Origin of the sequence: Oscillatoria sp. FACHB-1407 (assembly GCF_014697545.1) — a bacterium.
GTDB lineage: Bacteria > Cyanobacteriota > Cyanobacteriia > Elainellales > Elainellaceae > FACHB-1407.
The window spans coordinates 1-22712 of the sequence record NZ_JACJSA010000031.1 but is presented as its reverse complement, the minus strand read 5'-3'; the positions used below and the strand labels follow the sequence as shown (position 1 = coordinate 22712).

Genomic DNA, 22712 nt, shown 5'->3' with positions numbered 1-22712 from the left:
CTCGTGAAATCTTGCGGATGTCAAGTCAAGGCTTAGCCGCCAGGAAATCTGGCACTTCCAACACATGAAAATAGGCAAGGGCTGCAACGACCAAGGTATAAAGCGTTGAACCGCCTATTCCAATGAGCAAATCACGCTTGAGGTTGCGCTTCTCATCATTGACGAGCATATCCATTGCCCCAAACTGCATCATCAGAATCCCAAGAACGTTTGAGAGCCAATAACCAACAATCGTTCCAGACAAGAACCAGTTTGAATTGACCCAACTTGCTGCATAGCCAAACGCCAGGGCGATCGGCAGGTTGAAGAATAAATCGTTCCACCAGGAGAGAGGAGACAGCATATAGCCAATTCCGACCATTGCGCCACCTCGGAGTTTCTTTAACAAGTTCAGCATCTTTAAGATTGAACGTTGAGTTAAGAGGTATTAACAGTATGACAGGAGACGTGAGAGGGTGAGAGGGTAGGATGAAGAATAATGATCAGCAGAGGGATTATCATGGCGGACTGCGGGTGTGAAATGAAAGCCAGGAATGCTGCCGAGCGTAAAACGCTGCGCTTGCTGCTGGCAGTCAACGCCATGATGTTCGTGCTTGAGATGATCACTGGGCTACTGGCTCACTCAACCGCACTGCTGGCAGACTCCCTGGATATGCTGGCAGACGCGACTGTTTATGGTATTTCGCTAGCGGCGGTCGGCGGCACGAAAGGCAGTAAGATTCGGGCAGCCCTGATGAGCGGTGTATTTCAGATCACGCTGGCAGTGCTGGTTCTGGTGGATGTCGTGCGACGATTTGTTTGGGGGAGCGATCCAGAGCCTTTCTGGATGATGGGAATTGGGGCGATCGCGTTTTTGGCAAATGTGTGTTGTTTATTCTTGATCTCCAAACATCGTCAAGGCGACGTTCATATGCGGGCAAGCTGGATCTTCTCCAGAAATGATGTCATCGCTAATCTGGGAGTTATTGTGGCTGGAGTGCTGGTACTCCTATTTCACTCCCGTTTGCCCGACCTGATCATGGGTCTGCTGATTACTGGATTAGTATTACGAGGTGGCATCGATATTATTCGAGATGCTAAAGCAGAACAACACGTCTAACTGAGCCAGGAGCAAGTAGAATGCTAACACCAGGATTGCTCATCGGATGGGTTATTTAGCAATTCTCGAATATTGGCTTCAATCACTCGATAGCCGACATTCCCATTGAGTCTTTGTCGCCCTTCATTAAAAATTAGAGTTGGACTGACGGATACTGTATGTTCCTTTACTAGATCAAAATCTTTGGACAGTTGAGCGTAGGCTTCACCGCTATCGATCTGCGCTTGAATCGCCGCGATCGGTAGTCCTAAAGCTTCCGCAATTTCAAATTGGACAGTGCGATCGCTAATATCAGCCAGGTCTTTGAAAAATCGCTCACGACATGTCCAGGTTGCCTTTTCAAACATCTTTTCTGATTTCGGAACAATGCCCTTAATTTCTAGCAACTGGATGGCATGGAGAAATAGATGGCAGGACATGGAAGAGGGAGGAATCATATCAGTCCAGATATCAGGATGGACGGTGATGTGATTGAACTTCTGCACAACGTCGTGAACATGGTCACTATAGCCCTTGAAGCCACCTTGATCGCGCCAGCGGTTCTCTAACTTTTCACGAGCATTCCCAAAGACCGAGACAAAGTGATAATCGATCGCAATCTTGTCTTGAAAGTTTGTGTTCAACTCATCCAGGCGAATCTGAGCAATGTAAGCCCAAACACAGAGCACATCGGAGAAATAGGAGATGCGAATAGGTTCCATAATACTTTGAGAATAAGAAAATGAGAGAGGGGAAAGTGGTGTGATTGAGTTGTCCTATTATCCTGTCATTCCATCACGTGTCATGTTGGTGATAGATTGACTCACTTCAATTTCCAAGTTTTTTTCATTTCCTTTTCGATTACGCCAGAGTTTGTAATACAGAATTGGAACTGCCGATCGCGACAGCAATAACGAGGCAACTTCCCCTGCCATCAGCGAGATCGCTAACCCCTTAAAGATGGGGTCAGTTAGAATAATTGCCGAGCCTACAACCACAGCCGCAGCCGTTAATAACATTGGACGAAACCGTACCGCTCCCGCATCAATGACGGCTTCTTCTAACGGCATCCCTTCTTTCAGACGCAACTCAATGAAATCCACCAGAATAATCGAATTTCGCACGACAATTCCGGCTCCGGCAATAAACCCAATCATTGAGGTTGCGGTGAAGAACGACCCCATCAGCCAGTGAGCAGGCATAATGCCGATCAGTGAGAATGGAATCGCTGCCATGATCACGAGTGGAGTTGTAAACGACTGGAACCAGCCCACCACCAGCGCATAAATCAGCACCAGCACCACCGCAAAGGCAATCCCCAGATCGCGGAAGACTTCATAGGTCACTTGCCATTCGCCATCCCACTTCATGGCATAGGTTTCATTAGTTGGTGGTTGTTGGGTCAAGTAGGTCTGGATTTTGGTGCCAGCTTGCGGAACCAGTTTATCGATCTGAGGTTGTAAATTGAGCATGGCATAGACGGCACTCTCAACTCTGCCTGACACATCCCCCAGGACGTAAACAACAGGCTGTAGATTTTTGTGATAAATGCTGGTATCCGCCGTAGTTGTTTCTGTTTTCACTAGAGTACTCAGAGGAACTAGACTGCCATTTGTACCCTTGAGATTGAGAGATTTGAGATCCTCTAAACCAGTGCGATGAGATTGGCTAAAGCGTAAATGGATGGCGACATCCTCACGGGCATTTTCGTCATGCAGTAGCCCAACGTTTTGACCGGACAATGCCATTTGTAACACTTCAGAAATTTGAGCCGGACTGATGCCATTTAGTGCTGCCTTTTCGCGATCGATCACCAATCGATAGTCAATCTGCGGTGCTTCCACATACCAGTCCACATCTACAACCCCATCGGTGGATTGATATAATTGCCGAATTTGGGTGGCGAGGTCAATCTGTCCTTGATAATCGGGTCCGTAGATTTCAGTTACCAGCGTTTGCAGTACTGGAGGACCAGGGGGAATTTCAGCCACTTGAATCCGGGCAGCGTAGCGATCGCCAATTTCTTTCAGCTGCGGACGAATCGCTTTAGCAATCTCGTGGCTCTGGCGTTTGCGTTCTCCCTTCGGCAAAAAGTTCACCTGGATATCAGCAACATTCGCACCCGATCGCAAAAAGTAATGTCGTACTAAACCATTGAAGTTATAGGGGGATGCAGTCCCAACATAACTTTGATAGTTGACCACTTCGGGAACTGTTGCCAAATATGCTCCCATTTCTCGCGTTACTCTAGCCGTTTGTTCCAGCGTTGTGCCTTCTGGCATATTCACCACAACCTGTAATTCGCTCTTATTGTCAAAGGGCAGCATCTTGAGAATCACCAGCTTAAAGCCTGCCAGTCCGCCCACCATGAATACCAAAGCCAGTACTGTTGCAACCAGGAATGTAGTTCCTCGATGTGGGTAATGCACCAATGGGTACATAAACCGACGATATAGGCGAGTTAGAGCGTCTTCTCCATGATCGTGGGCATGGGAGTGACTCGACCCACTAAAGATCCGCATCGTTGTCCAGGGAACGACAATGAATGCTACCAGTGCTGAGAAAATCATGGCAGCAGAGGCACCCAGTGGAATGGGGAGCATGTAGGGTCCCATCAAACCACCGACAAACGCCATCGGTAGAATGGCTGCAATCACTGCTAAGGTTGCCAGAATGGTAGGATTGCCGACTTCATCCACCGCTTCTAGCACAATTTGTTGCAACGTGCGCCGACGATTGGGAGACAGTTGCAAGCGCGTTTTATTTTCGGGTAATTGCAGATGGCGACCCACATTTTCGACAACGACGATCGCATCATCCACCAGAATCCCAATGGAGAAGATCAGCGCAAAGAAGGTGACTCGATTCAACGTGAAGTCATAAAAGACAAAACTGGCAAGGGTCAGTGACAAGGTAACGGGAATCGATACTGCCACCACGATTGCCTCTTTTTTGCCCATGACAAACCACATCAAAAGTGTCACCGAACCGACTGCAATTAGCATATGGAATAACAGTTCGTTTGACCGCTCTGCGGCAGTCTCTCCGTAGTCACGAGTGACCGTTAAATGAACATTACTGGGAATGTAGTTTCGCTTAATTTGATCCAGCTTGTGAAGAACTCGATGAGAGACTTGAATCGCATTTGCACCAGATTGTTTGGCGATCGCAATGGTTACTGCTTCGGTTTCTCCAGTAGACTGTTCTGGTTGCCTCTGATGAGTTTCGGTTTGTTTTCCCTGCCCAAAAAACACATAACTCGCAGGTTCTTCTGAGCCATCTGTGACGGTTGCGACATCCCGTAGGTAGACTGGCTGCCCATTCGCAACTGCAACGACTAATCCTTTCGCATCTTCCGCCGATCGAATAAAACTTCGAGTTCTGACTAAGAAGGATTGGTTATTTTGGTTTAAGGTACCGCTGGCAAGCTCAGCATTTTGAGATTGTAATGCCTGTGATATTTCTAGCGGTGTTAATCCAAAGGCATTCAATCGGACTGGATCAAGATCGACGCGCAGTTGTCGTTTTTGTCCACCGATAATGGTTGTCTCTGAAACGTCAGGAACTTGTTTAATCTGTTCATCTAATTGCGCTGCAATTTGCCGTAACTCTGCTCCCGTACTTTGTTCTCCCCACAATGTCAGCGTCAGAATTGGAACATCATCAATAGAACGCGATTTGATGAGAGGTTGTGATGCTCCTGGTGGAATCTTGTCAAAGTTTGCGTAGAGTTTATTGTAAAGTTGGACAATCGAATCTTCGGTGTTTTGTCCTACCAGAAATCGGACAATGACCAGGGATGAACCGGAGCGCGAAGTCGAGTAAACGTATTCCACCCCAGGGAGTTCCTTAATCAACTTCTCCATTGGCGCAGTGACTCGCTGTTCTACATCTTTTGCAGAGGCTCCTGGCATTTGCACGAATACATCTGCCATTGGCACTGTAATTTGTGGTTCTTCTTCGCGTGGCAAAATTAAGGTTGCGCCAATCCCTAATAGTAGTGCCACCAGAATGATCAGGGGAGTGAGTTTAGAGTCGATAAATTGTTTTGCAAGATTGCCGACAAAACCCAACCTGTGTACTTTCGTCAGATTTTGGTCAATCTGTTGTGAGCCATTATTCATATCTATCTCATTCTCCCGTTCATCTAAGATTGCGGGCTAACAGGTTGTCCATCGCTGAGTTGATTGATGTGGTTGGTAATGATGCGATCGCCCTCCATCAACCCAGATACAATCTCAATCTCTCCGTCTCGTTGTTGTCCACTTTTCACCCAACGCAGAACAGCAGTGGCTTGGGTATCATTTGTATTCACCACATATACCCCTTGTAATTGACCCCGTTGAATGAGGGCACTTGTGGGAATAAGAATCGTCTCCTGTTGCTCACCAAGCGGTAAGGCAATGCGTCCAAACATCCCAGAAATTAGTCTGTCAGAATTGTTCAACGGAATTTTCACCAGAAAACTGCGAGAGTTGGGATCGGCGGTTGGAACAATTTGTTCAATCCTGGCATTGAGGGTTTGATTCACAGCATCAATTCTGACCTGAACGGATTGCCCAACCTGTACAAAGCGCAGGTTTTCCTCTGGTACAGAAATCTCTAGCTGAAGCCGATCAGGATTCTCAACTCTCAAAAGGGCTGTTCCAGGAGATGTCATCTCGCCCTCATAGGCGAGTTTTTGGACAACCACACCATCAAAGGGCGCAATCACAGTTCCATAGCTTTCACTGGCGGATGCTGAAGTCACACCGGATTCTGCTCGGTTAACTGCTGCACGGGATTGGGCGATCGCTGCCTGTGCCTGTCGAATTCCGGCTTCACTCTGGGCAACTCGTGCCCTTGCTTCATCCAGAGCCGTGTTTGCTTCATCCAACCGCGATTGGGAAACGGCTCCTTCTGCTTGCAGTTGCGCCATGCGAGATTGATTAATTTGTGCCAATCGCAGGGCGGCTTGTGCTTCCAACCGCTGTGATTCTAGCTGATTGAGCGTTGCTTGAGAACGAGCAACTTCTGCCTGTGCCTGGGCTACACCTGCTTCCGCCTGACTGGTTTGAGCAGCCATATCCATTACGTCAATACGGGCGAGAACGTCCCCCTTCTGAAAGCGATCGCCTGCCTCTAGAGATAATTGGGTAATTCGTCCCATGACTCGTGTTGACAAGGTTGCCTGCTCAACTGGACGAATGGTGCCGGAAAGTTGCAGGGTATTGGCGATTGGTCGAGCACGAATGGTTAATGTTTCAACGGTGATAGCAGGAGCTAAGGTGGTTTCTGGTGCGTGGGTTGAATGGCTAAATTGCAAAACACTCCAAGCACCTCCCGCCAGCAATAATGTACCGCCTAGTAACAGTCCCCACCTTTTCTGAGACAGCCTCGGCGCAGAAGGTTGTTTTTGCTCAACTGCTCCATCCATTGTTTCATCGTGCGATTCATCCAGCGATTCATCTGAGATGCTGTAAGTCATGGCGTTTCTCCTTCAAGGTTGATTGCCGCGCCGCACAGAGTAACCTGCTCCTTGCCATGCCATTAATCCCCCTTGCAGGTTATAGACGTGTTGATAGCCTTGGGTAACTAACCAGTGTGCAGCGATCGCACTGCGATGACCTGACAGGCAAGTGACAACAATTAGCTTGTTTTTTGGAATATCTTTCAGAATGCGATTTTGATTCATCCGCTGTGCTCCCGGAATGTGTCCCATCCAGTATTCAAACCAACCTCTGACATCAACGACTAAAAGTTGATTTTGTCTCGATTTAAGTTGAGCAGGAGTGAGTAAAATCGGATTTCCAGTTTGTTTCTTAGTGGATTTCATGTTGCGATTGTTAGCCTTATTCAAACTCGACTCATAACAGCAAATGATTTGATGAAGGGACCTGCCATGCGTGGATCTTTAATCATGGAGGCGTAATCTCCCACACGGAATTGCAACTTGCGACTCATGTATGCCATGCCCAATCCCATCATGTTCAGCCCTTTGGTTCTCCACTGTTGCCAATGGTCGCGATCGGCACGTAAATCCCAATTCAACGACTGTCCGTCGTAGGCTCCCGCAGCAATGACCCTTCCATCTTGTACAGTCAAAACTCCTGTTGGATTGGGTTCGTTCTCAAAACCATAACCAATGACTGAATTGAAATGAATTTTGGCAAGAGCATCAGCAAGCTCTGGTTCTGCATTCCATTGCTCACCAAATGTTTGCATCCAGTCCGGTGAAAATAAATCTGCCATTGAAATTCTCCAAGTGTGTAAATCAGGTGTGATTCTCGTTTGCAACGGTTTGCCATTCTTCAACCAACGACGGTGAAATGGACAGATTTATCGCTTCGCTATTGATGACTGGTAATGTCAACTTCAGTGGAATTCCCACCTGTAGCTGTGGCAATAAAGGTTGAAGATCGTATTGCCCCACATTGGGTTCAGGTTTAGTTGCTTCAGTGAAGATGCGACTAGAAGTATCCGTTGCAGTTAGTGTTTCACTTAATGAGTTCGTTAAGGTTAGGGGTTGGGAGCGATCGATTTCCACCACGCCTGGAAAGCCGACTAACCGCAACTCAAAACTTGTAGTTCCATCCGAGCGCATTCGTTTAAATGCAATTGTCTGCCACGCATTGCCATGCTGATCCTTGAGCGTTTGACGAGATTGATAAACAACCTGTCCTGGTGCTTCTTCCAATTGTCGAATCGTTGCCATTGCATTAGAAGGATTAAAAACTCCTAGTGTCAGCAAAATCCCTAATACGATCGCTCCCAACAACAATAACCACGAAAAAACTTGTCGAATTCGACATCTCATAAGTGATTCTCTTTGCTAAGGTTTTCAGTTCATTCCAGTTCTGGATCATTGCCTTACAGTTGAAATTTCTTTTTTGGGTTGGATGGGTTCTACCAATGACAACCCCAACCCCTGTAAGCCCAATCGTTCAAACCAGGGAACGGCTGCTCCCAATCGCATCTTTGCCAGAAAATACCGCTCAAACCCTGTCTTTGCCCAACTAACCCACCGTCCCTTTAGCGCGATCGCCCGTCGCCGTCTACCGAGTTCAGGGTCAGGTAAAACGGGAGAGGCGAGAAACACAATTCCTGTATCGCCAAAGTCAGCAAAGCAAATTGCCTCTAATGTGGGTTTGACGGGAGTAGCCGCGATCGCGCCCAACTTAATCGCAATGTTGTGTGCCACTGCCATTCCCATTGCCTCGGTCATTTGCCCTGTTTTGGGTACACCGATGGGAAGGGGTGTGGCCTCAGGTGGAGCCAGTTGAGTAATGACCCCAACCCCATAAACCGAGTCAAAATCAGGATGCTGATAGGTGGGTAAAACGGGTAAAAAGCCCTTACGATCAGCCAACCCTACAGCATCACGTAGGAAACGGGGACCTCTAAAGGGAGGGAGGAGCATTGAATAGCAAAATGGTAAAACTCGCCCATCGGCTAACTGGATATGATCGGCTGAAATACCTGTAATTGCAGCATTTTCAATCAGGTTGACCTGCCGCTGCTGTAGCAGTTGGGTCACGAGTTGGGCTGAGTTTGCCATCCCACCAATTCCCAGATGCCCTGCATAAGGCTCTGGAGTGACAATTGTGATCGGAACTTGCTCTCTCAATCCCCGCTTTCGCAAGACAAAATCAGCTAACAGGGCAAACTCATACACAGGACCAAAGCAACTGGCTCCTGGTACGGCACCCACTACTAACTCCCCTGGCTTTTCTAGAAACTTAAGCCATGCGGCATGGGCGAGTTCTGCATGATGTGGATTACAAACCGACTGGGTGTAACCCTCTTCGGGACCCAGACCTGGGACCGCATCTAGAGCTAAGTCGGCTCCTGTTGCAATCACAACATAATCATAGGTGATGATTTGCTCTGCAACTCTCAACGTGCGGGCGATCGGGTCAATTTGTTTTACAGTTCCTTGCACCCATTGAATTCCCTGCGAAGGGAGAAGGGTTGGAAGATCAATTTGGATTTGCTCTAGACACATCAGATCGAGAGCAACCCAGGGCAAGGAAGGGATGAATGTGAATTTAGGCGTATTGGAAATTAACGTAACCTGATGCTTAGATGGCAATAGATGCCTGAGTTCATAAGCCGTTGGTAATCCTCCTAATCCAGCCCCAATGACTACAACATGAGCCATACGTGCGCCCCTAAGTGTAAGTTTTTAGTCACTGATTGCAGCAGGTTCACTCCTACGAAAGCAGTTAAAAATAACCAGCTTGAGTGAGTCAGCGAAAGCAAAAGGCTAATGAGCACCATGCCACCTGCAACAAATCTGATCCACTGGTGTAGAGTCCACGACTGTCTCCGGTCAATCATCGGTTTCAGCATTGCCCTCTATAAAACCATGTTAAACCATATTACTATATAGTTATAAAATGAATAGTCAAATTGATATAAAGCTTTTTTACCCCTCTTCTGTCACTCTCTTCGTCAACAAATCTTATACAAACCTCGTTTCCAAGCAGAAGCTTGGAAATGGAGTGACGGAGGCTCTGCCTCCATGAGTACATTCCTAGCTAGAAGCTAGGAACGAGACTTAAGCTTTTTTACTCAGGCACGAATAGTAATTGGCTCAGTTTTGGCATAGGACATCGCCACTTTGTCTACATTACCGATGCTAAAGCTGCCAGTTACCGAACCCGCGCCCACTCAATCAAGCCCAAGGGGTCTGCTGTTTTCCGCTGCCGATGATGGGTCAAACCGCCGAACGATTGCAACAGGGGTGATATCGCCTCCACAACTGCAAAGCATTGCCCTACCTCACCAGCTACTTGAGGAACCACCTGCCGCTAGAGATTTGAATTGATACCAATTTGAATTGGCTTCGCTGCACCTGATTCCGTAAGGGCGTTTCGCGAAACGCCCCTACCCAGTGATCTGCCACAATCAAACATTAAATCGGTATTACCTCGCAGCAGATGAAATATCACCCTTTAAATCCCTGAAATTTAATCTTGCGTAAGAGAGCCTTGTTGGATTGCAGACTGAACAGAGGTTGCGAAAGTTAATCATTATCGCTTCAGTGGGGCAGAGGCAAGTCGGAAGCTTTCCCAGCATTCGGGTTTGAGCCATTGCCATTGCCTTCTTTCTGACCAAAGCTACAATTCTTGAGAACCGTCAATTGATCTAGCAGGGTGTTGATCGAGGGGGAGTTGCAAGATGATCTGGGTGAGAGAATGGCTGCTCTCCACCCAAATTGCACCACCCAGTCGTTGAACGATCTTCTTGACAAGGGACAATCCTAACCCCGTACCCCCATGTTTCCATGGGTCGTTGTTGGGAATGCGGTAAAACTTATCGAAGATGCGATCGCGCTCCAATTCAGGAATTTCTACCCCTGTATTGCTCACTTCAATGCGGATAAAGTCTCTATCCTGATTGGGGGATAAACGGGCTGAAACGGTAATCTCTTCTCCCGAAGGTGTGTATTTGAAGGCATTGTGGAGTAACTCTGTGATAACCCGTTCGAGATAGGAAAGATCTGTTGTCAGCGGTGGTAAGTCGTCTGGAATCACGATTTCCAGGTGTTGCTCTTGATGATAGGTGCGTTCCACAAAGGGTTCTAACACATGAGCAATCCAATATTGGAGATGAATGGGAGAAAGGTTTAGAGGCTCTGTTCCAGAATCAATTCGAGTCAAGTCTAACAGGTCATTAATCAGTCCCATTTCCCGCTGATACTCAGTTTGCAGAATTTGGAAGTAGCGATTAATGGGATTCGTTTCTGGCTCAAAAACACCTAACGGGTGCAAACAAATCTCCAACATCTGAATTGCCGTTTTCATACTCGACATGGGTGTTTTCAACTCATGGGAGACAGTGCTCAGAAAATCATCTTTGAGTTGATTGAGTCGTGCTAATTCCTCGACCTGCGACTGGGCAGCGTGGTACAAGCGAGATTGACGAAGGGCGATCGCACATTGATTAGCAACCTGTTGCACCAATCGCACTTCCTGATCATTAAACTCTAAATCCGAAGGCTTGAATAACCAGAGATCACCCAGTACCCCTTGATCATCCATGATGGGACAGGCAAGCACCGTTAGCAACTGCTGATCCGAGCGCAGTGGGTTAGGAGCCACATCACAAAATTGGCAAACCTGCCCTTGCAGCAAGAATTGATAAACTTCCGTGTGAGGCGCACTTGAGATGGCAAAGGTTTTACCCTTGGCTGAAGACAGGTGATGACTGAATTCGTAAGCGATTGTAGAGGTCGTCTGATCGGCGTTATAAATGCCTGTGTCACAGCAAACAGTCTCTAACCCCAGTGCCAGTTCTTGTACGGCAGAACGCAAAATCTCCTGTTCATCCAGGCTGTCACGTACCTTATCAGTGATGCGTTTTAACAGAGCTTCAAAGTCTAATGCCTGCTGAAGTTGTGCGGTACGCTCCTGCACCTGGAGTTCTAGATGAGTATTCCAGTGCTGCACCTGATGATAAAGCTCAGATTGTTGAATGGCGATCGCCACCTGGGTTGCGAGTTGTAACAGGAGATCTTGCTCCAACGATTGCCAGTGGCGCGGAGCCTGACACTGGTGGGCAACTAACAAGCCCCAAAGGGTATCGCCCTGCCAGATCGGAACGACCAGTTTGGCTTTCACTTGCAGTGTTTCCAGTAACTCAATATGGCATGGGCTTAATCCTGTGGTGTAGATGTTGTCTCGTGCATAACTGGTTCGTTTTGCGTAGGCTTGCTCACGATTTTCGACAAAATAGGTATCCCGAATCTCCATGTTTAGGATAGAGTTCCAACCCGGAGCGACGGATTCTGTCACCACAGTTCCACTCCAATCGGGGTTGAAGCGGTAAATGATGACGCGATCGCACTGTAAGAAGTGACGCACCTCGCTCACCGTCGTATTGAGAATAGAATTCAAATCGAGGGATTCGCGAATGTGTTGGGAGATGGTCGCGATCATCCGTTCCCGTTCTGTCTGGTATCGGAGATTAATTTCTGCCTGCTTCTGAACCGTGATGTCAACAAATGACGTGACGACGGCATAGGAAAGTGATTGATCTGGACAGATCAGAGGTTGAGAGTTAATGGAGATCCAGGTGAGACTGCCATTGGGTTTATGAACCCCCATAATCACGTTTGACTGCGGTTCTCCTGTCCGCAGTGTCACCATGGCCGGATGGGTTTCACCCGGAAACGGAGAGCCATCTTCATGAATTGCCTGCCAACGTGGATCAATGGAGGTGCGCCCCATCATTTGATCCTGAGTCAGCCCTAAAATTCGTTCGGCACTAGTGTTACAAGCCGTGATCTGTCCATCCGCTTGTTGAAGCACGATTCCTTCTGCCATTACCGACACAACAGAGCGGTAACGTTCCTCACTCTCCTGGAATGCTTGCAGGAGCGTATTCTTAGACTCAAATTCACTCGCCAGTTGAATTGAGGCGGCGAGGAACCCTGCCATTAGTTGCAAGGTTTGAATATCTTGCTCAGTAAACGCCGCGATCGCCTGAGAAAACACCTTCAGTACGCCCGTACACCCGCTTGACGTGAGTAGGGGAACTACCACCATCGATCGCACGCCAATTTGACGACAGGCCGCTAGATCGACTCGTGGGTCAATTTCCACATCATCACATCGCAAAATCTTTCCTTCTGTAATGCACTGCCCTGATAAACTCGTTGCGGCTTTCAACCGAAACCCTAAATGAGGTGCCGCAACACCACTCACTGCTCGATAAACTAGTTCATCTCCTTCTAGCAGTTCAATCACTGACCCACTTGCATGGGTCAATTGCTGCGCGTGTTCCACGATCAATGCCATGACCGCATCCAGATCGGGATGACTCAGGGCAATATCTTGCTGCACCGTAATGATAGTGGCAAGCCGCTCAGACTTTTGTTGAAGTGCTGCTTCTGCTTGCTTCAACTGGGTGATATCAACCGAGTTACCAATAATGCCTTGAATCTGATCATTTGCGTCGATCCAGGGACGAATCACGGTTTGATACCAACGTCGCTCCCCATTTGACGTTGTAATTTGTTGAATTTGCTGACAAGCCTGACGACTCTCCATAATCGCTCGATTGTTCGTCAAAAATTCTTTCAGTTGCTCTGGATCAAAATTGGGATTAAATTCGGTTTCCCGTTTCCCCAACATGGCTTCAACAGTACTACCGTGAATCTCGGTGCTTGCCTGATTGACAACCAGAAGTCGTCCTTCTTTATCTTTCACATAGATTGAACTGGGAACGGTATCAATAATTTGACGGAGAAATGTTTGTTGGGCATCGAGTTCAGCTTCTACTTGCAGGCGATCGCTCAAGGCAGCTTGTTGAGCGGTAATATCTTTCTCATTTACCAGGATTGTAGATTTACCCGTTACCGGGTCATTCACCCGACGTGCATCCATGCCATGCCAGCGAATGCCTTCTAGCGTGAATACTTGGGTTTCGATGCTGAAAACTCCTCCAGCCTCCAGTGCCGTCATGGCTCGTTGTCCGATGATTGGATCAACGAAGTGGCGCAAGAAGGCATTTTCGTTGCCGATGTTGGGATGGGATGTATCGCCATAGCACCGCAATGCGGCTGGGTTTTGCAGTAGAGGCACACCGTCCAGCGTGTAAAGCGAGATCATGACACTGGTATGGCGTAGGGCTTCGAGCGATCGCAGTGTGTCTTGGTCAATCAGGTAATCTGTCTCAACGGAACCTTCTACCAGCATCGCCAAACGCCCCTGCTCTAGGGGAATACCAGAGCAGCGACATTGAACTGAAACAGGCTGCCCCTCTGGATAAAATGTCCATTGCTCAATCAGCGTCTTACCCTGTTCAAACTGTCGCAGGTAGCTCTGTAACCGAATTCGTGTCGTTTCTGAGGCATCACTGAAGTCACGGCTCAGTAACTCATCCCGACTGGTTGCATTCCACAGGTGTAGAGATACCGGATTTGCCCATCGCATCTGCAACCGCTCAATATCAAACACCCAAACTGGATTTTGTAAGTAGTCAAATGCTTTGAGGGATACCCCTTCACCACAATCACTATCAACTGCTTCAGAAGCCTGATGGGTTGTAGGGCGATCGCTTCCTGTTTTAGCTCCAGCAGCCTGTTCACCTGGAAGGTGGGGCTGTTCGTGATGCAGAATGACGGTCGAATGAGAACTCAAACTTTGAACCTTGCATCCCAGTTGCATCGCAAGGTGACGCAAGACTTCGACATCAAGCGATTGCCATTGACGTGGGCTGCCGCATTGATGGGCAATCAACAACCCCCAGAGTTCCGGCAATAAAGCTTTATCTCTAGGCTGTAGCAAAATTGGTACGACCAGATTGGCTCGTACTTGCAAGCGGGTGAGGAGTTCCAAGTAGCAGGGAGCAAGGTTTGCCGTTTCTCGATCGGCGATCGCACTAGTTCGCCCCTGCTGGTAGAGCAAATTCCATTTCGTCTCAAAGCAGGGATCATAAATCAATTGCCCCTGAATCGGTTGCCATTCCCGCCCGACAGATTCAGCCAGTACGACCCCATCTCCACCTGGCAAGAACTGGTAAATAATGGCGCGATCGCTTCCTAAAATCTTTCTAGCACCAACAGTTGCAGCCGCTAAAGCAGTATCTAAACCAGAAGCGCACTGAATCTCTTGAGACACATGACGGATCTGACTCAAAACCTGTTCCAAAAAAGATAGGGTAGGATGCAATGACATAGGTCAAAACGGTCGCTGTCAGGGATATTTGTAGTATTCACCCCACCGCCACACGGAGGTAAATAAGTACTAAAGAATTTACAAGAAGTATCGATTTTTACAAAGTTAATTGTAAATAATTTAGCCTTTGCTTGGCTTGATAAGTTTAAACTAATCCGACTGCTGCGCTATGGGGCGACCTGAGCGAGTAATCAACGGGGTGGACTGAGCCGAGCGATCGCCCGCATTGACATGGATTTGCAGAGAGCCATCGGAATCGTCCCGTTGGTAGTGGCTCTCCATGCATCCGTGTAAAAGCGAGTTAACCCAAACGGTTGTAATAACGCTTTGAGCTTTACTCAAGCATCATCCTCATGTGGTGCCAAACCATAAGCTAGCATCTGGCCGCTTTGATGCTCGATCGCAGACCACAACCAACGCTGTCGTTTCTTAGACCCGACAAAGCGACCCATTTCAGCCTCCTCCACTCGAACAATCATCATGAGTTCTGATCTATTCTCTAACTGCTCCAACAACAGTCGATTAACCACTTCAATCGCGTGTTCTTTTTTTTAATTCTTCAATTACGGTGGTTGGGCTAATGTGGAGGACTCGTGCGGTATCCCGAATACCACTGCCGTTGACTGCCATATCGCTAATCTTCTGCTTAACGTCTGGCAAATATCCTTGATAAGCGTATTGCAAGAGGAAAGTAGAACGGGGGCAATCGGTATTGCGGCACTTGTATCGTTGTTTTCCTTCTGGTGACTTTCCGTGTTTAACGATGTTAGTGCAATTACAACTAGGACAGTGGATGGGTTCTCGAACCATTGGCAGAATTAGGGGAATCAGACTACTTTTAATTGTGCCTTAAATCCACAGGTCTGGAACACCGCCAGATGGTCATAGTCTCACCACTCTTGGTGTTCCATCACACCCACTAACGATTGCAGGTCAAAATCGCGATCGCGTCCACTCAAGCAAATACCAGAACTGACAACGGTCAGATCCTCTTTGGCGATCGCACTGGTATGACGCACGCCATCCGCTGTTGTCCAATCCACTGTCCAGTAGTCACCCCGATCCTGGAACTGGTGGAGTTCACCGCCACCCAGTTTGAGAGCCTGCCGCAGTCGCTTCTCATCCCGTTGAGGTTGGGCAAACTCCTCTATCTGCTGAGTCGCTAATTCATAGAGGGTTCGCATCTCTGGAGTTATCCCCTTAAACTGCAATTCCTCAATGGGAGCCAATTGTTTGAGATTGGATTGTAGGGCTTCGGCGATCGCAGGGTCAGCACGGCGATCGACTTCCTCAAACCAGCAGGAGTTGCCATTCCAACGTGTGAGGATTTGCTCAAAGGCAACGCCTTCTGTCACCAGATGCACAGCAAAAGGTCTAACCGTCTTAAACCGTTGCCACATATCCGCTTCATTGATTGGATACGCTAACCAGCTTCGATTTTGTAAGGGATACGCCAACCGCAATCGAATTGCTGGAAACTGCTGCAAGTAAGCTGAAATTTGGGGTAAATCTGCTACCTCAACGAGCGTTGCGGTTTGTTCATCCATAGGCTGAAAAATACCCCATCCTTCAAACTGGCGAGGTTTAGGGGTAAAGGTATAGAGCATCCCTGCTACCCGTGTGCGAACTCGTCCACCTTTGACGCAAGGTGCGAGAAATTGGGTTGTTTGCAGTTGTGCTTCAGCACTCGCAATCTGGTTGAGTAGCTTGTGGATGTTGGTCATTGTCATTAAGCGGTTGAGGGCTGAGTTAGTTGCTGTTTACCCAGAATAAACGGCAGCAATTTAGCAATGTTTCTGGCATCATCAATGCCCCGGTGATGAGTTCCCTCCAGTGCAATGCCCGCCAGTTGCAGGGCTTCTGCCATGCCATATCGCTTGGGTAAACCTTGAGCCTCACTGAACAACTGTTTAAGGTTGACGTGCGGATAAGCAATAGGGAAAGGAACGTTATGAAACTTACTGTCCTGTTTGAATTGGTTGCGGTCATAATCACCCCAGGAACCAAACACCGCATTGGGGTAATTGGACAGCCATTGTTTTAAGAGGGCGATCGCCTCTACATAACCCGGAGCCTGATCAACTTGTTTCTGGGTAATTGTGGTTAATGACTTGCAGAACGGTGTGAGGACAGGATAACGAACGGGTTTGATGAATGTTTGGAATTGATCAATCACAGTTAAATCCTGTGCTGCAACCATTACGGCTCCGATTTCGATAATTTCCATCTGGTGCCGCTTGATCGTTTCTTGGTTACAACAGGTCGCTTCTAAATCAAGGGCTAAATAGTAATCGTATTGAGTTAAGTTCATCATCGACTCCTCCCCTCCCCTAACTCGTATCTATCATTTTCGTGGCGTAAAATCTCACGGACTTCCATCAAAATTTGCCCCAATTTGTTTTGCCGCTGCCATCTTTGCCACAGCCCCAGTAGTAATCGATCGGAGAGTTCTCCACTAGCACTTTATCCCCAGTTGCCAGCAGTATTTCTCGGATATCTGCATGGGTTCTAAACTTTTGCAGAACTGCCTTTTTACCAAAATTTTTCTTAAGGGCGATCGCCGCCACGACCTACGCTTTCGACCTGTCGCTCATCAGAATCACCTCCTCGATTGAGCGATCAGTTAAATCCATAATACAATTTACACTACAATGCACTACAAGTAGTGTCAGGAAATTCCTGAAAATAGGGCTGCCACCACTGCAACCGTTAAGATAGTCATGTTTCAAGCTCAAAGAAAACTATGCGATATCAAGACATCATCACGATTGAGCCTGGAAAACGTGGAGGCAAACCCTGCATTCGCGGAATGCGAATCACGGTTTATGATGTGCTGTCCTATTTGGCTTCAGGCATGACGTATGAGGAAATTTTGGATGACTTTCCTTATCTAACTCAGGAAGATATTCTCGCTTGCTTGGGCTATGCGGCTGATCGCGAAGGACAAACCCTGACAATTCAAGTATGAAACTTCTCTAAAGCATCTACTCTGTAAAAACGAGAATGCTTTAAAGCTAAGACAAATAAACTGGAGGTATGTTGATATTACGAGCCAAATTCTTCATATCTGTACATAGATGATCTACAACAACTCGCAGTTGTCTAAGATTAACGATCGTTTCTCTAGTAGGATAAGGAGTCTTGCTATCTGCATAGCGAAAAGCATCGGAGTAGCAATCCATCTCCTCAAATTCGTATAAACGGTCTTTAGACCATTTAGAAAACTCCTTTCCAAACTTGATTTGACAAGCATGGATTAGGGGCGATAGCTCATGAGTTTTCTCATATTTATTAGGGTAGAGGAGAATTTTTAGATACACTTCCAGCGCATGACGATATGCAAAAACAATCGGATAAAACAATTCGTATGCTGTGTGAGAAGATATGGCTGTTTCTACTAACTGATCGCCTGCTATTTTGTAGGCATTTGCTATTCTGAAGCTAAGGTCACTTTCATCTTGTTTCCATCCACCGAACCCTATTAATGCTGGGTATTCACCCCCTTCAAAATCATCAGGGATGTCTTGAAAGATTGGTGTATTCACATACGCGACTGCTACATAACAATCCGAATAATGGTCTTTACTATTTAGATGAGCATAAATATGCTCATAATCTGGTTCTTCTTCCCAGTAGTAAGAAACCAAGGCTAATACCATTAAATCTTCTTGCGTGAAGTAGCGTATTTCTCCTTTAGAAGGATTGGCCTTGGAACTCAAGTAATCTCGAAACTTATAAGCCCACTTCTTAATAGTATTTCGATCTACACCAAAAATATGAGCAACCTCACTTACTGTCAGCATAGTTCAAAACGCGAAACCTAATTATCGTTAGTATCTTTCTCTTCAAGCCCAAATCTCTGATACAACTCATTGATCGCTTGCGGTTGTACTTCACCTGATTTCGATCGCTCTAACGCTGTGGCTAAACGAGATGCATTCGCAGGCGATCGCAACAAATAAAGCGTTTCCAGCAAACTCGACAATTCAGCTTCAGAAACTAGAGCAACATTTTTACCATCAGGGCGAGTGATGATCACGGCTTCACCTGTCTCAACAACGCGATCGCACAATTCACCGAGATTGACTTGAGCATCAACATAAGAAATTTGGGTTGACATAGTTTTAACCTCTCAATTGTGTTACTCGTAGTGATACCGTGCTTGCAGAAAATCAATCTGGCGATCGCTGACCCTATAAACAATTCGGTGTTCTTTATTCAAGCGACGTGACCAGCATCCAGCTAAATCGTATTTCAGAGGCTCTGGCTTGCCAGTTCCTTCAAAAGGTTCGCGGAGAATTTCTTTAACCAACTTGATAATGCGGAGTGCCATCTTGCGATCGGTTTCAACCCAATATTCCAGATCTTCAATAAACTCAGGCTGAAACACAGCCTCGCGATTCTGTTTCTGTTCAACCTCAGCACCCATACATTCAAGATGTTTTGAGTTCTATTCTAAACTCAGTTCCATTGAAAGAGTAAAGGTGCGCTTGGTATTACCCTTACGCACCTTTGGTGCTACTTATCCGATCGCACAGGCAGCGGTGTGTCTAGAATCTCCATCAGCAGGTCTAGACGAGATGGACAGGTTAACAGAGGTACGAGGTTGGGCAAGCTGTAGTAGTCTCCCGCAAAGGTAAACGTTTCTACAGGGGCTTGCTGTCCCTTCAGTTGGCTCTCTAGCCAGTTGCAGTAACCACCCACACGAACGATTACTACGTTAGGCATCACTGCCAACTCCCGGCAGTAGGTCTTATAAACCTCACCGAAGTAGGGAGCCGCATTCTCACCTTCGTCTGTGACGACGATGATCTGATCCACTACCTGACGCTTTTTCCGCATCGCTTCCAGAGGCGCACCAATGCTCGTACCGCCACCTGCCTTGATGTACTGGAATGCCCGCTCCCAGTCGGTCAACTCCTTGCCCTGTGCAGCGACAGGGTAGGGAATGTTGTCGAAGGCGTAGACAAACAGATCTGCCTGAGTAATGCCAGAGATCAGGGCGGCGAGTCGCTTCCCTAATTCGATCGCATTCTCCATCGAACCTGACTTATCTACGAGCAACGCTGTGGGACGGGTAATGACACCACGCTGCTTCACCTGCTCATTCGTCACCTTCTCCAACCGGGCCAGGGTATCGTCATCGAGATCCGCTGCATCGGCTGCAACTTGAGCTTTGAATGCCGCAACTCGCGTACTCTTGGATGCTTCATCCAGCTTGCCATCAATCAACGCCTTCACCTCTGGGTGATCCATTGCGCCTCTTGCCTTCAGGGACTTGAGGTTATTGATCACTTCCTGTGGAGTCATGCTGTTAATTAACGCCACCAGAACAGTCGGAGTCAGTTGCTTGATCGCACCAATGGCGATCGCATAGGGCAACTTGAACTCGACAATCAACCGTGCCTGTTCTGCGGCACTTTCAGTCTTTGCAAGCTGCTTTAGCACCTCTGCCAACGAACCTACTGGAGGTTGATCACGGAACAGAATCGCATTTGCTCGCTCGTCAGGCTTGATGTGCAACGAGGCATACAGGTGCTTCATTGCCTTACGTCCCCGCAGAGCGGCGCGATCGAATAGGGCAGGGTTGCTTTCCCGCACCTTCAAATACCGCTGTACGGCAGTCCGGGCAGAACGAGGTAACTTGTTGCGGTGCTGCTTCATGAAGTCCACCACACGAGCTACCTGATAAGGGGGAAACTCTTGCAGCATGATGAATCCTGCATCGCGGTGTTCTACCAGATCGCTGGTCAGCAGGTGAGCAACAAACACTTCCTTGTGGTCGCGCACGTCACCATTGCGCTGATACCAGACTGCCAGGTGCCCGTAGAAGATGGGGTCAAGTTCAACGATCAGTTGGTGGATTTCTGCCACTTGCTCCAGCTTGCGGTGAGGGGTGGTGAGCAAGCTGTTGAGCATTTCCAGACGCAAATCGCGTTCAGTGTTGTTCATAAGAACCTCCTCTGGTTGTCGTGGATGAGGAGGCAGATGTTGCACGCAACGGTGAAGAGTCACCGCGCAAGTTGCAGAAGCTTGGCTGGAGAGTGTTATCCCTCCAGTTTTGCCTGCTAATTAAGGTTCAGGCTCGCAGCGTATCCCTCCAGATACGCACCTTGGGTTTGGTGGAGAGTATGTAAGCTTCTACGATCGGGGCGCGGCAACAACTGCCAAATTTTATACCGATTTAATGTTTGATTGTGGCAGATCACTGGGTAGGGGCGTTTCGCGAAACGCCCTTACGGAATCATGTGCAGCGAAGCCAATTCAAATTGGTATTAGATAAAGATCATTTCGTGCAAGTCAAAAAAGCAGTTGGATCATACACAGGATTTGAACCTGTAACCAATCGCTTAAAAGGCGGCTGCTCTACCATTGAGCAAGTATGTAAGCTTTTTCAGTCAGGGCACGAAGTGCAGATTGAATTTGCGATTCCACACAAGTTAGAAAAGCGGTTAATACATTCAGATGCTCTACTCATTGAGCTATCACCCCAATCGGAGTAAGCAGGAATCGCACCTGCAACCTTCTGATCCCTAAGTATGTAAGCTTTTCAAGTCAGGGTGCGGAATTGAATAATTAACCGTAAACGGCTTCAGGACGAATGATCAGATCACCACTCGGACGGCGATCGACTACATACGCGGAGAGTCGATTGGTGTTGACATCCAAGTGTCTGGAAACTTGTTCTTTGACTGCGATATCACTCATACCTGTGGTAATTCCTAGCTGAGTTTCTGGAATGTCGAGCGATCGCCCTTCAAACCGAATATGTACCATTACCATCACCTCTTACTTATCGATAAAACAGCGGAAGGAGGAGGAGTCGAACCTCGATAGCATTAAAACTATCCTCTGGGCTTCCAAGCCAGTTGCCGTCCACACAGCCGCACCTTCCATCAGCGGAAACTGGAGGAATCGAACCTCTACAGCATGAACTGCACGCCTGTTTTCGAGGCAGGTTGCTGACCTTCAGCCGCAGTTTCCATTTGGGGTGACTGACGAGAGTCGAACTCGCTAACACTGGTGTCACAGACCAGCCCCTCCACCACTTCGGGTTCAGTCACAGTGGATCTGATCGGAATCGAACCGATCACCTCCCGATGAGAATTGCACTCATCCCTCGTACAAGTTCACAAAGCAGTTTTTTGCTTCTTAACAGGAAGTTAGTATGTAAGCTTTGCTGATTAGGGTACAAGGTGGTTTAGGTGCTCTGCCACTAGAGCTACAGACCCAGGTTTGGTGGATTCTGGTCGGATTTGAACCGACATCTTTCTGCTTGCAAGGCAGACGCTTTCCCAGTTAAGCTACAGACCCAAGTGAGTGCTGAGTGCTGAGGACTAAGTGCTGAGTACAGCTTTTTCCCAGTCCTCAGTCCTCGTTACTCAGTCCTTGAATTGGTAGTCCTGACAGGATTTGAACCTGCAACCCTCTGTTTGTAAGACAGATGCTCCACCGTTGAGCTACAGGACTACGAGAGCGACCCCTTGCGGGTATCTGCGAAGCAGCGCGATGGGACTCGAACCCATGCGCTGAGTGTGGCGCACTCAGATGCTCGCCGCTACATCACGATCGCGTTTGGTATGGACAGTGGGACTCGAACCCACACCAAGAGGTTGGAAGCCTCACATGCTACCACTACACCATGTCCACATTCTGGGGCTGGCGACAGGATTTGAACCTTATGTAACAAAAATTTTGTCCTGTATGTGTGAGTGCTGCTGTATGTCTGACTTCTGCCATACAGGACAAAAATAAGTGTCCTGCACTTTTCACAGTGCATAGAGGACAAATCCCTGCGCTTCGAGCCTATAGTTTAAGGCTCAAAATTTGATTAAATTTCAATCTCTTACACAAACTGAATACTACAAATTGGGGTATGGCAACGATTCTGACGAAAAAGGGTCATATCGCCTGAAAACCTTTCACGGCAATATATCTAGCTTTGAGACTGCTGTTAAGGCAGGTGAATC

General features: G+C 47.7%; 22 protein-coding genes, 6 tRNA genes and 2 pseudogenes. 3 read left to right on the top strand and 27 right to left on the bottom strand.

Features of this window, described 5'->3' with window-relative positions:
- Positions 1–25 precede the first annotated feature (25 nt).
- Entirely contained in the window at positions 26–397 is a 372-nt protein-coding gene (locus tag H6G89_RS31220; protein WP_190513921.1) for a hypothetical protein, read from the bottom strand.
- A 102-nt stretch (positions 398–499) separates the two neighbouring features.
- On the opposite strand from H6G89_RS31220, the gene H6G89_RS31215 reads away from it, so the two are divergent.
- On the top strand, positions 500–1099 hold the full coding sequence (locus H6G89_RS31215) for a cation transporter (protein WP_190513920.1): 600 nt from the start codon (positions 500–502) through the stop codon (positions 1097–1099).
- 23 nt (positions 1100–1122) lie between these two features.
- Here the strand turns inward: H6G89_RS31215 and H6G89_RS31210 are convergent, their stop codons facing one another.
- The 7 genes from H6G89_RS31210 to H6G89_RS31180 are packed head-to-tail and all read right to left on the bottom strand — an operon-like array spanning position 1123 to position 9218.
- The gene (locus tag H6G89_RS31210; RefSeq protein ID WP_190513919.1) at positions 1123–1800 is read right to left on the bottom strand and encodes a DsbA family oxidoreductase; all 678 of its coding nucleotides are present in this window, start codon (positions 1798–1800) and stop codon (positions 1123–1125) included.
- 57 nt (positions 1801–1857) lie between these two features.
- Complete coding sequence (locus H6G89_RS31205) at positions 1858–5202, bottom strand: efflux RND transporter permease subunit (protein ID WP_190513918.1); 3345 nt, start codon at positions 5200–5202, stop codon at positions 1858–1860.
- A gap of 23 nt (positions 5203–5225) precedes the next feature.
- Complete coding sequence (locus H6G89_RS31200; RefSeq protein ID WP_190513917.1) at positions 5226–6545, bottom strand: efflux RND transporter periplasmic adaptor subunit; 1320 nt, start codon at positions 6543–6545, stop codon at positions 5226–5228.
- Positions 6546–6557: 12 nt separating this feature from the next.
- On the bottom strand, positions 6558–6893 hold the full coding sequence (locus tag H6G89_RS31195) for a rhodanese-like domain-containing protein (protein WP_190513916.1): 336 nt from the start codon (positions 6891–6893) through the stop codon (positions 6558–6560).
- Positions 6894–6913: 20 nt separating this feature from the next.
- Positions 6914–7309: an SCP-2 sterol transfer family protein gene (locus tag H6G89_RS31190; protein WP_190513915.1), complete on the bottom strand. Its 396-nt coding sequence runs from the start codon at positions 7307–7309 to the stop codon at positions 6914–6916.
- 22 nt (positions 7310–7331) lie between these two features.
- A complete protein-coding gene (locus H6G89_RS31185; protein ID WP_190513914.1) occupies positions 7332–7874 on the bottom strand; it encodes a DUF3122 domain-containing protein in 543 nt (180 codons plus the stop codon).
- Positions 7875–7919: 45 nt separating this feature from the next.
- Complete coding sequence (locus H6G89_RS31180; RefSeq protein WP_190513913.1) at positions 7920–9218, bottom strand: NAD(P)/FAD-dependent oxidoreductase; 1299 nt, start codon at positions 9216–9218, stop codon at positions 7920–7922.
- Between the two features lie 462 nt (positions 9219–9680).
- On the opposite strand from H6G89_RS31180, the gene H6G89_RS31175 reads away from it, so the two are divergent.
- Positions 9681–9887, top strand: coding sequence for a hypothetical protein (locus H6G89_RS31175; protein ID WP_190513912.1), 207 nt, complete (start codon positions 9681–9683; stop codon positions 9885–9887).
- A gap of 292 nt (positions 9888–10179) precedes the next feature.
- Here the strand turns inward: H6G89_RS31175 and H6G89_RS34655 are convergent, their stop codons facing one another.
- The 8 genes and pseudogenes from H6G89_RS34655 to H6G89_RS31130 form a co-directional block, all read right to left on the bottom strand.
- Positions 10180–14742: a GAF domain-containing protein gene (locus H6G89_RS34655; RefSeq protein ID WP_199337035.1), complete on the bottom strand. Its 4563-nt coding sequence runs from the start codon at positions 14740–14742 to the stop codon at positions 10180–10182.
- A 150-nt stretch (positions 14743–14892) separates the two neighbouring features.
- Complete coding sequence (locus H6G89_RS31155) at positions 14893–15084, bottom strand: hypothetical protein (protein WP_190513911.1); 192 nt, start codon at positions 15082–15084, stop codon at positions 14893–14895.
- Positions 15081–15272: an IS1 family transposase gene (locus H6G89_RS35360; protein ID WP_190513910.1), complete on the bottom strand. Its 192-nt coding sequence runs from the start codon at positions 15270–15272 to the stop codon at positions 15081–15083. The genes H6G89_RS31155 and H6G89_RS35360 overlap by 4 nt, the downstream gene beginning before the upstream one ends.
- A 1-nt stretch (position 15273) precedes the next feature.
- Positions 15274–15426, bottom strand: a complete 153-nt coding sequence (locus H6G89_RS35355; RefSeq protein WP_242060205.1) for an IS1-like element transposase — start codon at positions 15424–15426, stop codon at positions 15274–15276.
- Between the two features lie 15 nt (positions 15427–15441).
- Positions 15442–15552 (bottom strand): annotated as a pseudogene (locus H6G89_RS36500) (IS1 family transposase); the annotation flags it as partial.
- 80 nt (positions 15553–15632) lie between these two features.
- Positions 15633–16466: a hypothetical protein gene (locus H6G89_RS31140; RefSeq protein ID WP_190513908.1), complete on the bottom strand. Its 834-nt coding sequence runs from the start codon at positions 16464–16466 to the stop codon at positions 15633–15635.
- A 5-nt stretch (positions 16467–16471) separates the two neighbouring features.
- Positions 16472–17056 (bottom strand): 3'-5' exonuclease, encoded by a 585-nt coding sequence (locus tag H6G89_RS31135; RefSeq protein ID WP_190513907.1) that lies wholly within the window; start codon positions 17054–17056, stop codon positions 16472–16474.
- Positions 17053–17273 (bottom strand): annotated as a pseudogene (locus H6G89_RS31130) (NADAR family protein); the annotation flags it as partial. The gene H6G89_RS31135 and the pseudogene H6G89_RS31130, both read right to left, overlap by 4 nt.
- Before the next feature lie 212 nt (positions 17274–17485).
- On the opposite strand from H6G89_RS31130, the gene H6G89_RS31125 reads away from it, so the two are divergent.
- On the top strand, positions 17486–17710 hold the full coding sequence (locus H6G89_RS31125; RefSeq protein ID WP_190513906.1) for a DUF433 domain-containing protein: 225 nt from the start codon (positions 17486–17488) through the stop codon (positions 17708–17710).
- Positions 17711–17756: 46 nt separating this feature from the next.
- Here H6G89_RS31125 and H6G89_RS31120 read toward each other — a convergent pair whose 3' ends face one another.
- From H6G89_RS31120 to H6G89_RS31070, 11 genes are all read right to left on the bottom strand, one after another.
- Positions 17757–18545, bottom strand: coding sequence for a MerR family transcriptional regulator (locus H6G89_RS31120; RefSeq protein ID WP_190513905.1), 789 nt, complete (start codon positions 18543–18545; stop codon positions 17757–17759).
- A 17-nt stretch (positions 18546–18562) separates the two neighbouring features.
- Positions 18563–18862, bottom strand: a complete 300-nt coding sequence (locus H6G89_RS31115; protein ID WP_190513904.1) for a type II toxin-antitoxin system Phd/YefM family antitoxin — start codon at positions 18860–18862, stop codon at positions 18563–18565.
- A gap of 21 nt (positions 18863–18883) precedes the next feature.
- Positions 18884–19171, bottom strand: coding sequence for a Txe/YoeB family addiction module toxin (locus H6G89_RS31110; RefSeq protein ID WP_190513903.1), 288 nt, complete (start codon positions 19169–19171; stop codon positions 18884–18886).
- An 89-nt stretch (positions 19172–19260) separates the two neighbouring features.
- Positions 19261–20694: a vWA domain-containing protein gene (locus tag H6G89_RS31105; protein WP_190513902.1), complete on the bottom strand. Its 1434-nt coding sequence runs from the start codon at positions 20692–20694 to the stop codon at positions 19261–19263.
- Between the two features lie 361 nt (positions 20695–21055).
- Positions 21056–21129, bottom strand: a tRNA-Lys gene (locus tag H6G89_RS31100).
- 189 nt (positions 21130–21318) lie between these two features.
- Positions 21319–21519 (bottom strand): hypothetical protein, encoded by a 201-nt coding sequence (locus tag H6G89_RS31095; protein ID WP_190513901.1) that lies wholly within the window; start codon positions 21517–21519, stop codon positions 21319–21321.
- A 30-nt stretch (positions 21520–21549) separates the two neighbouring features.
- Positions 21550–21638: transfer RNA gene (locus H6G89_RS31090), tRNA-OTHER, on the bottom strand.
- 91 nt (positions 21639–21729) lie between these two features.
- A tRNA-His gene (locus tag H6G89_RS31085) sits at positions 21730–21806 on the bottom strand.
- A 173-nt stretch (positions 21807–21979) separates the two neighbouring features.
- Positions 21980–22056, bottom strand: a tRNA-Ala gene (locus H6G89_RS31080).
- Positions 22057–22137: 81 nt separating this feature from the next.
- Positions 22138–22212: transfer RNA gene (locus tag H6G89_RS31075), tRNA-Val, on the bottom strand.
- Positions 22213–22318: 106 nt separating this feature from the next.
- A tRNA-Gly gene (locus H6G89_RS31070) sits at positions 22319–22392 on the bottom strand.
- Positions 22393–22712 lie beyond the last annotated feature (320 nt).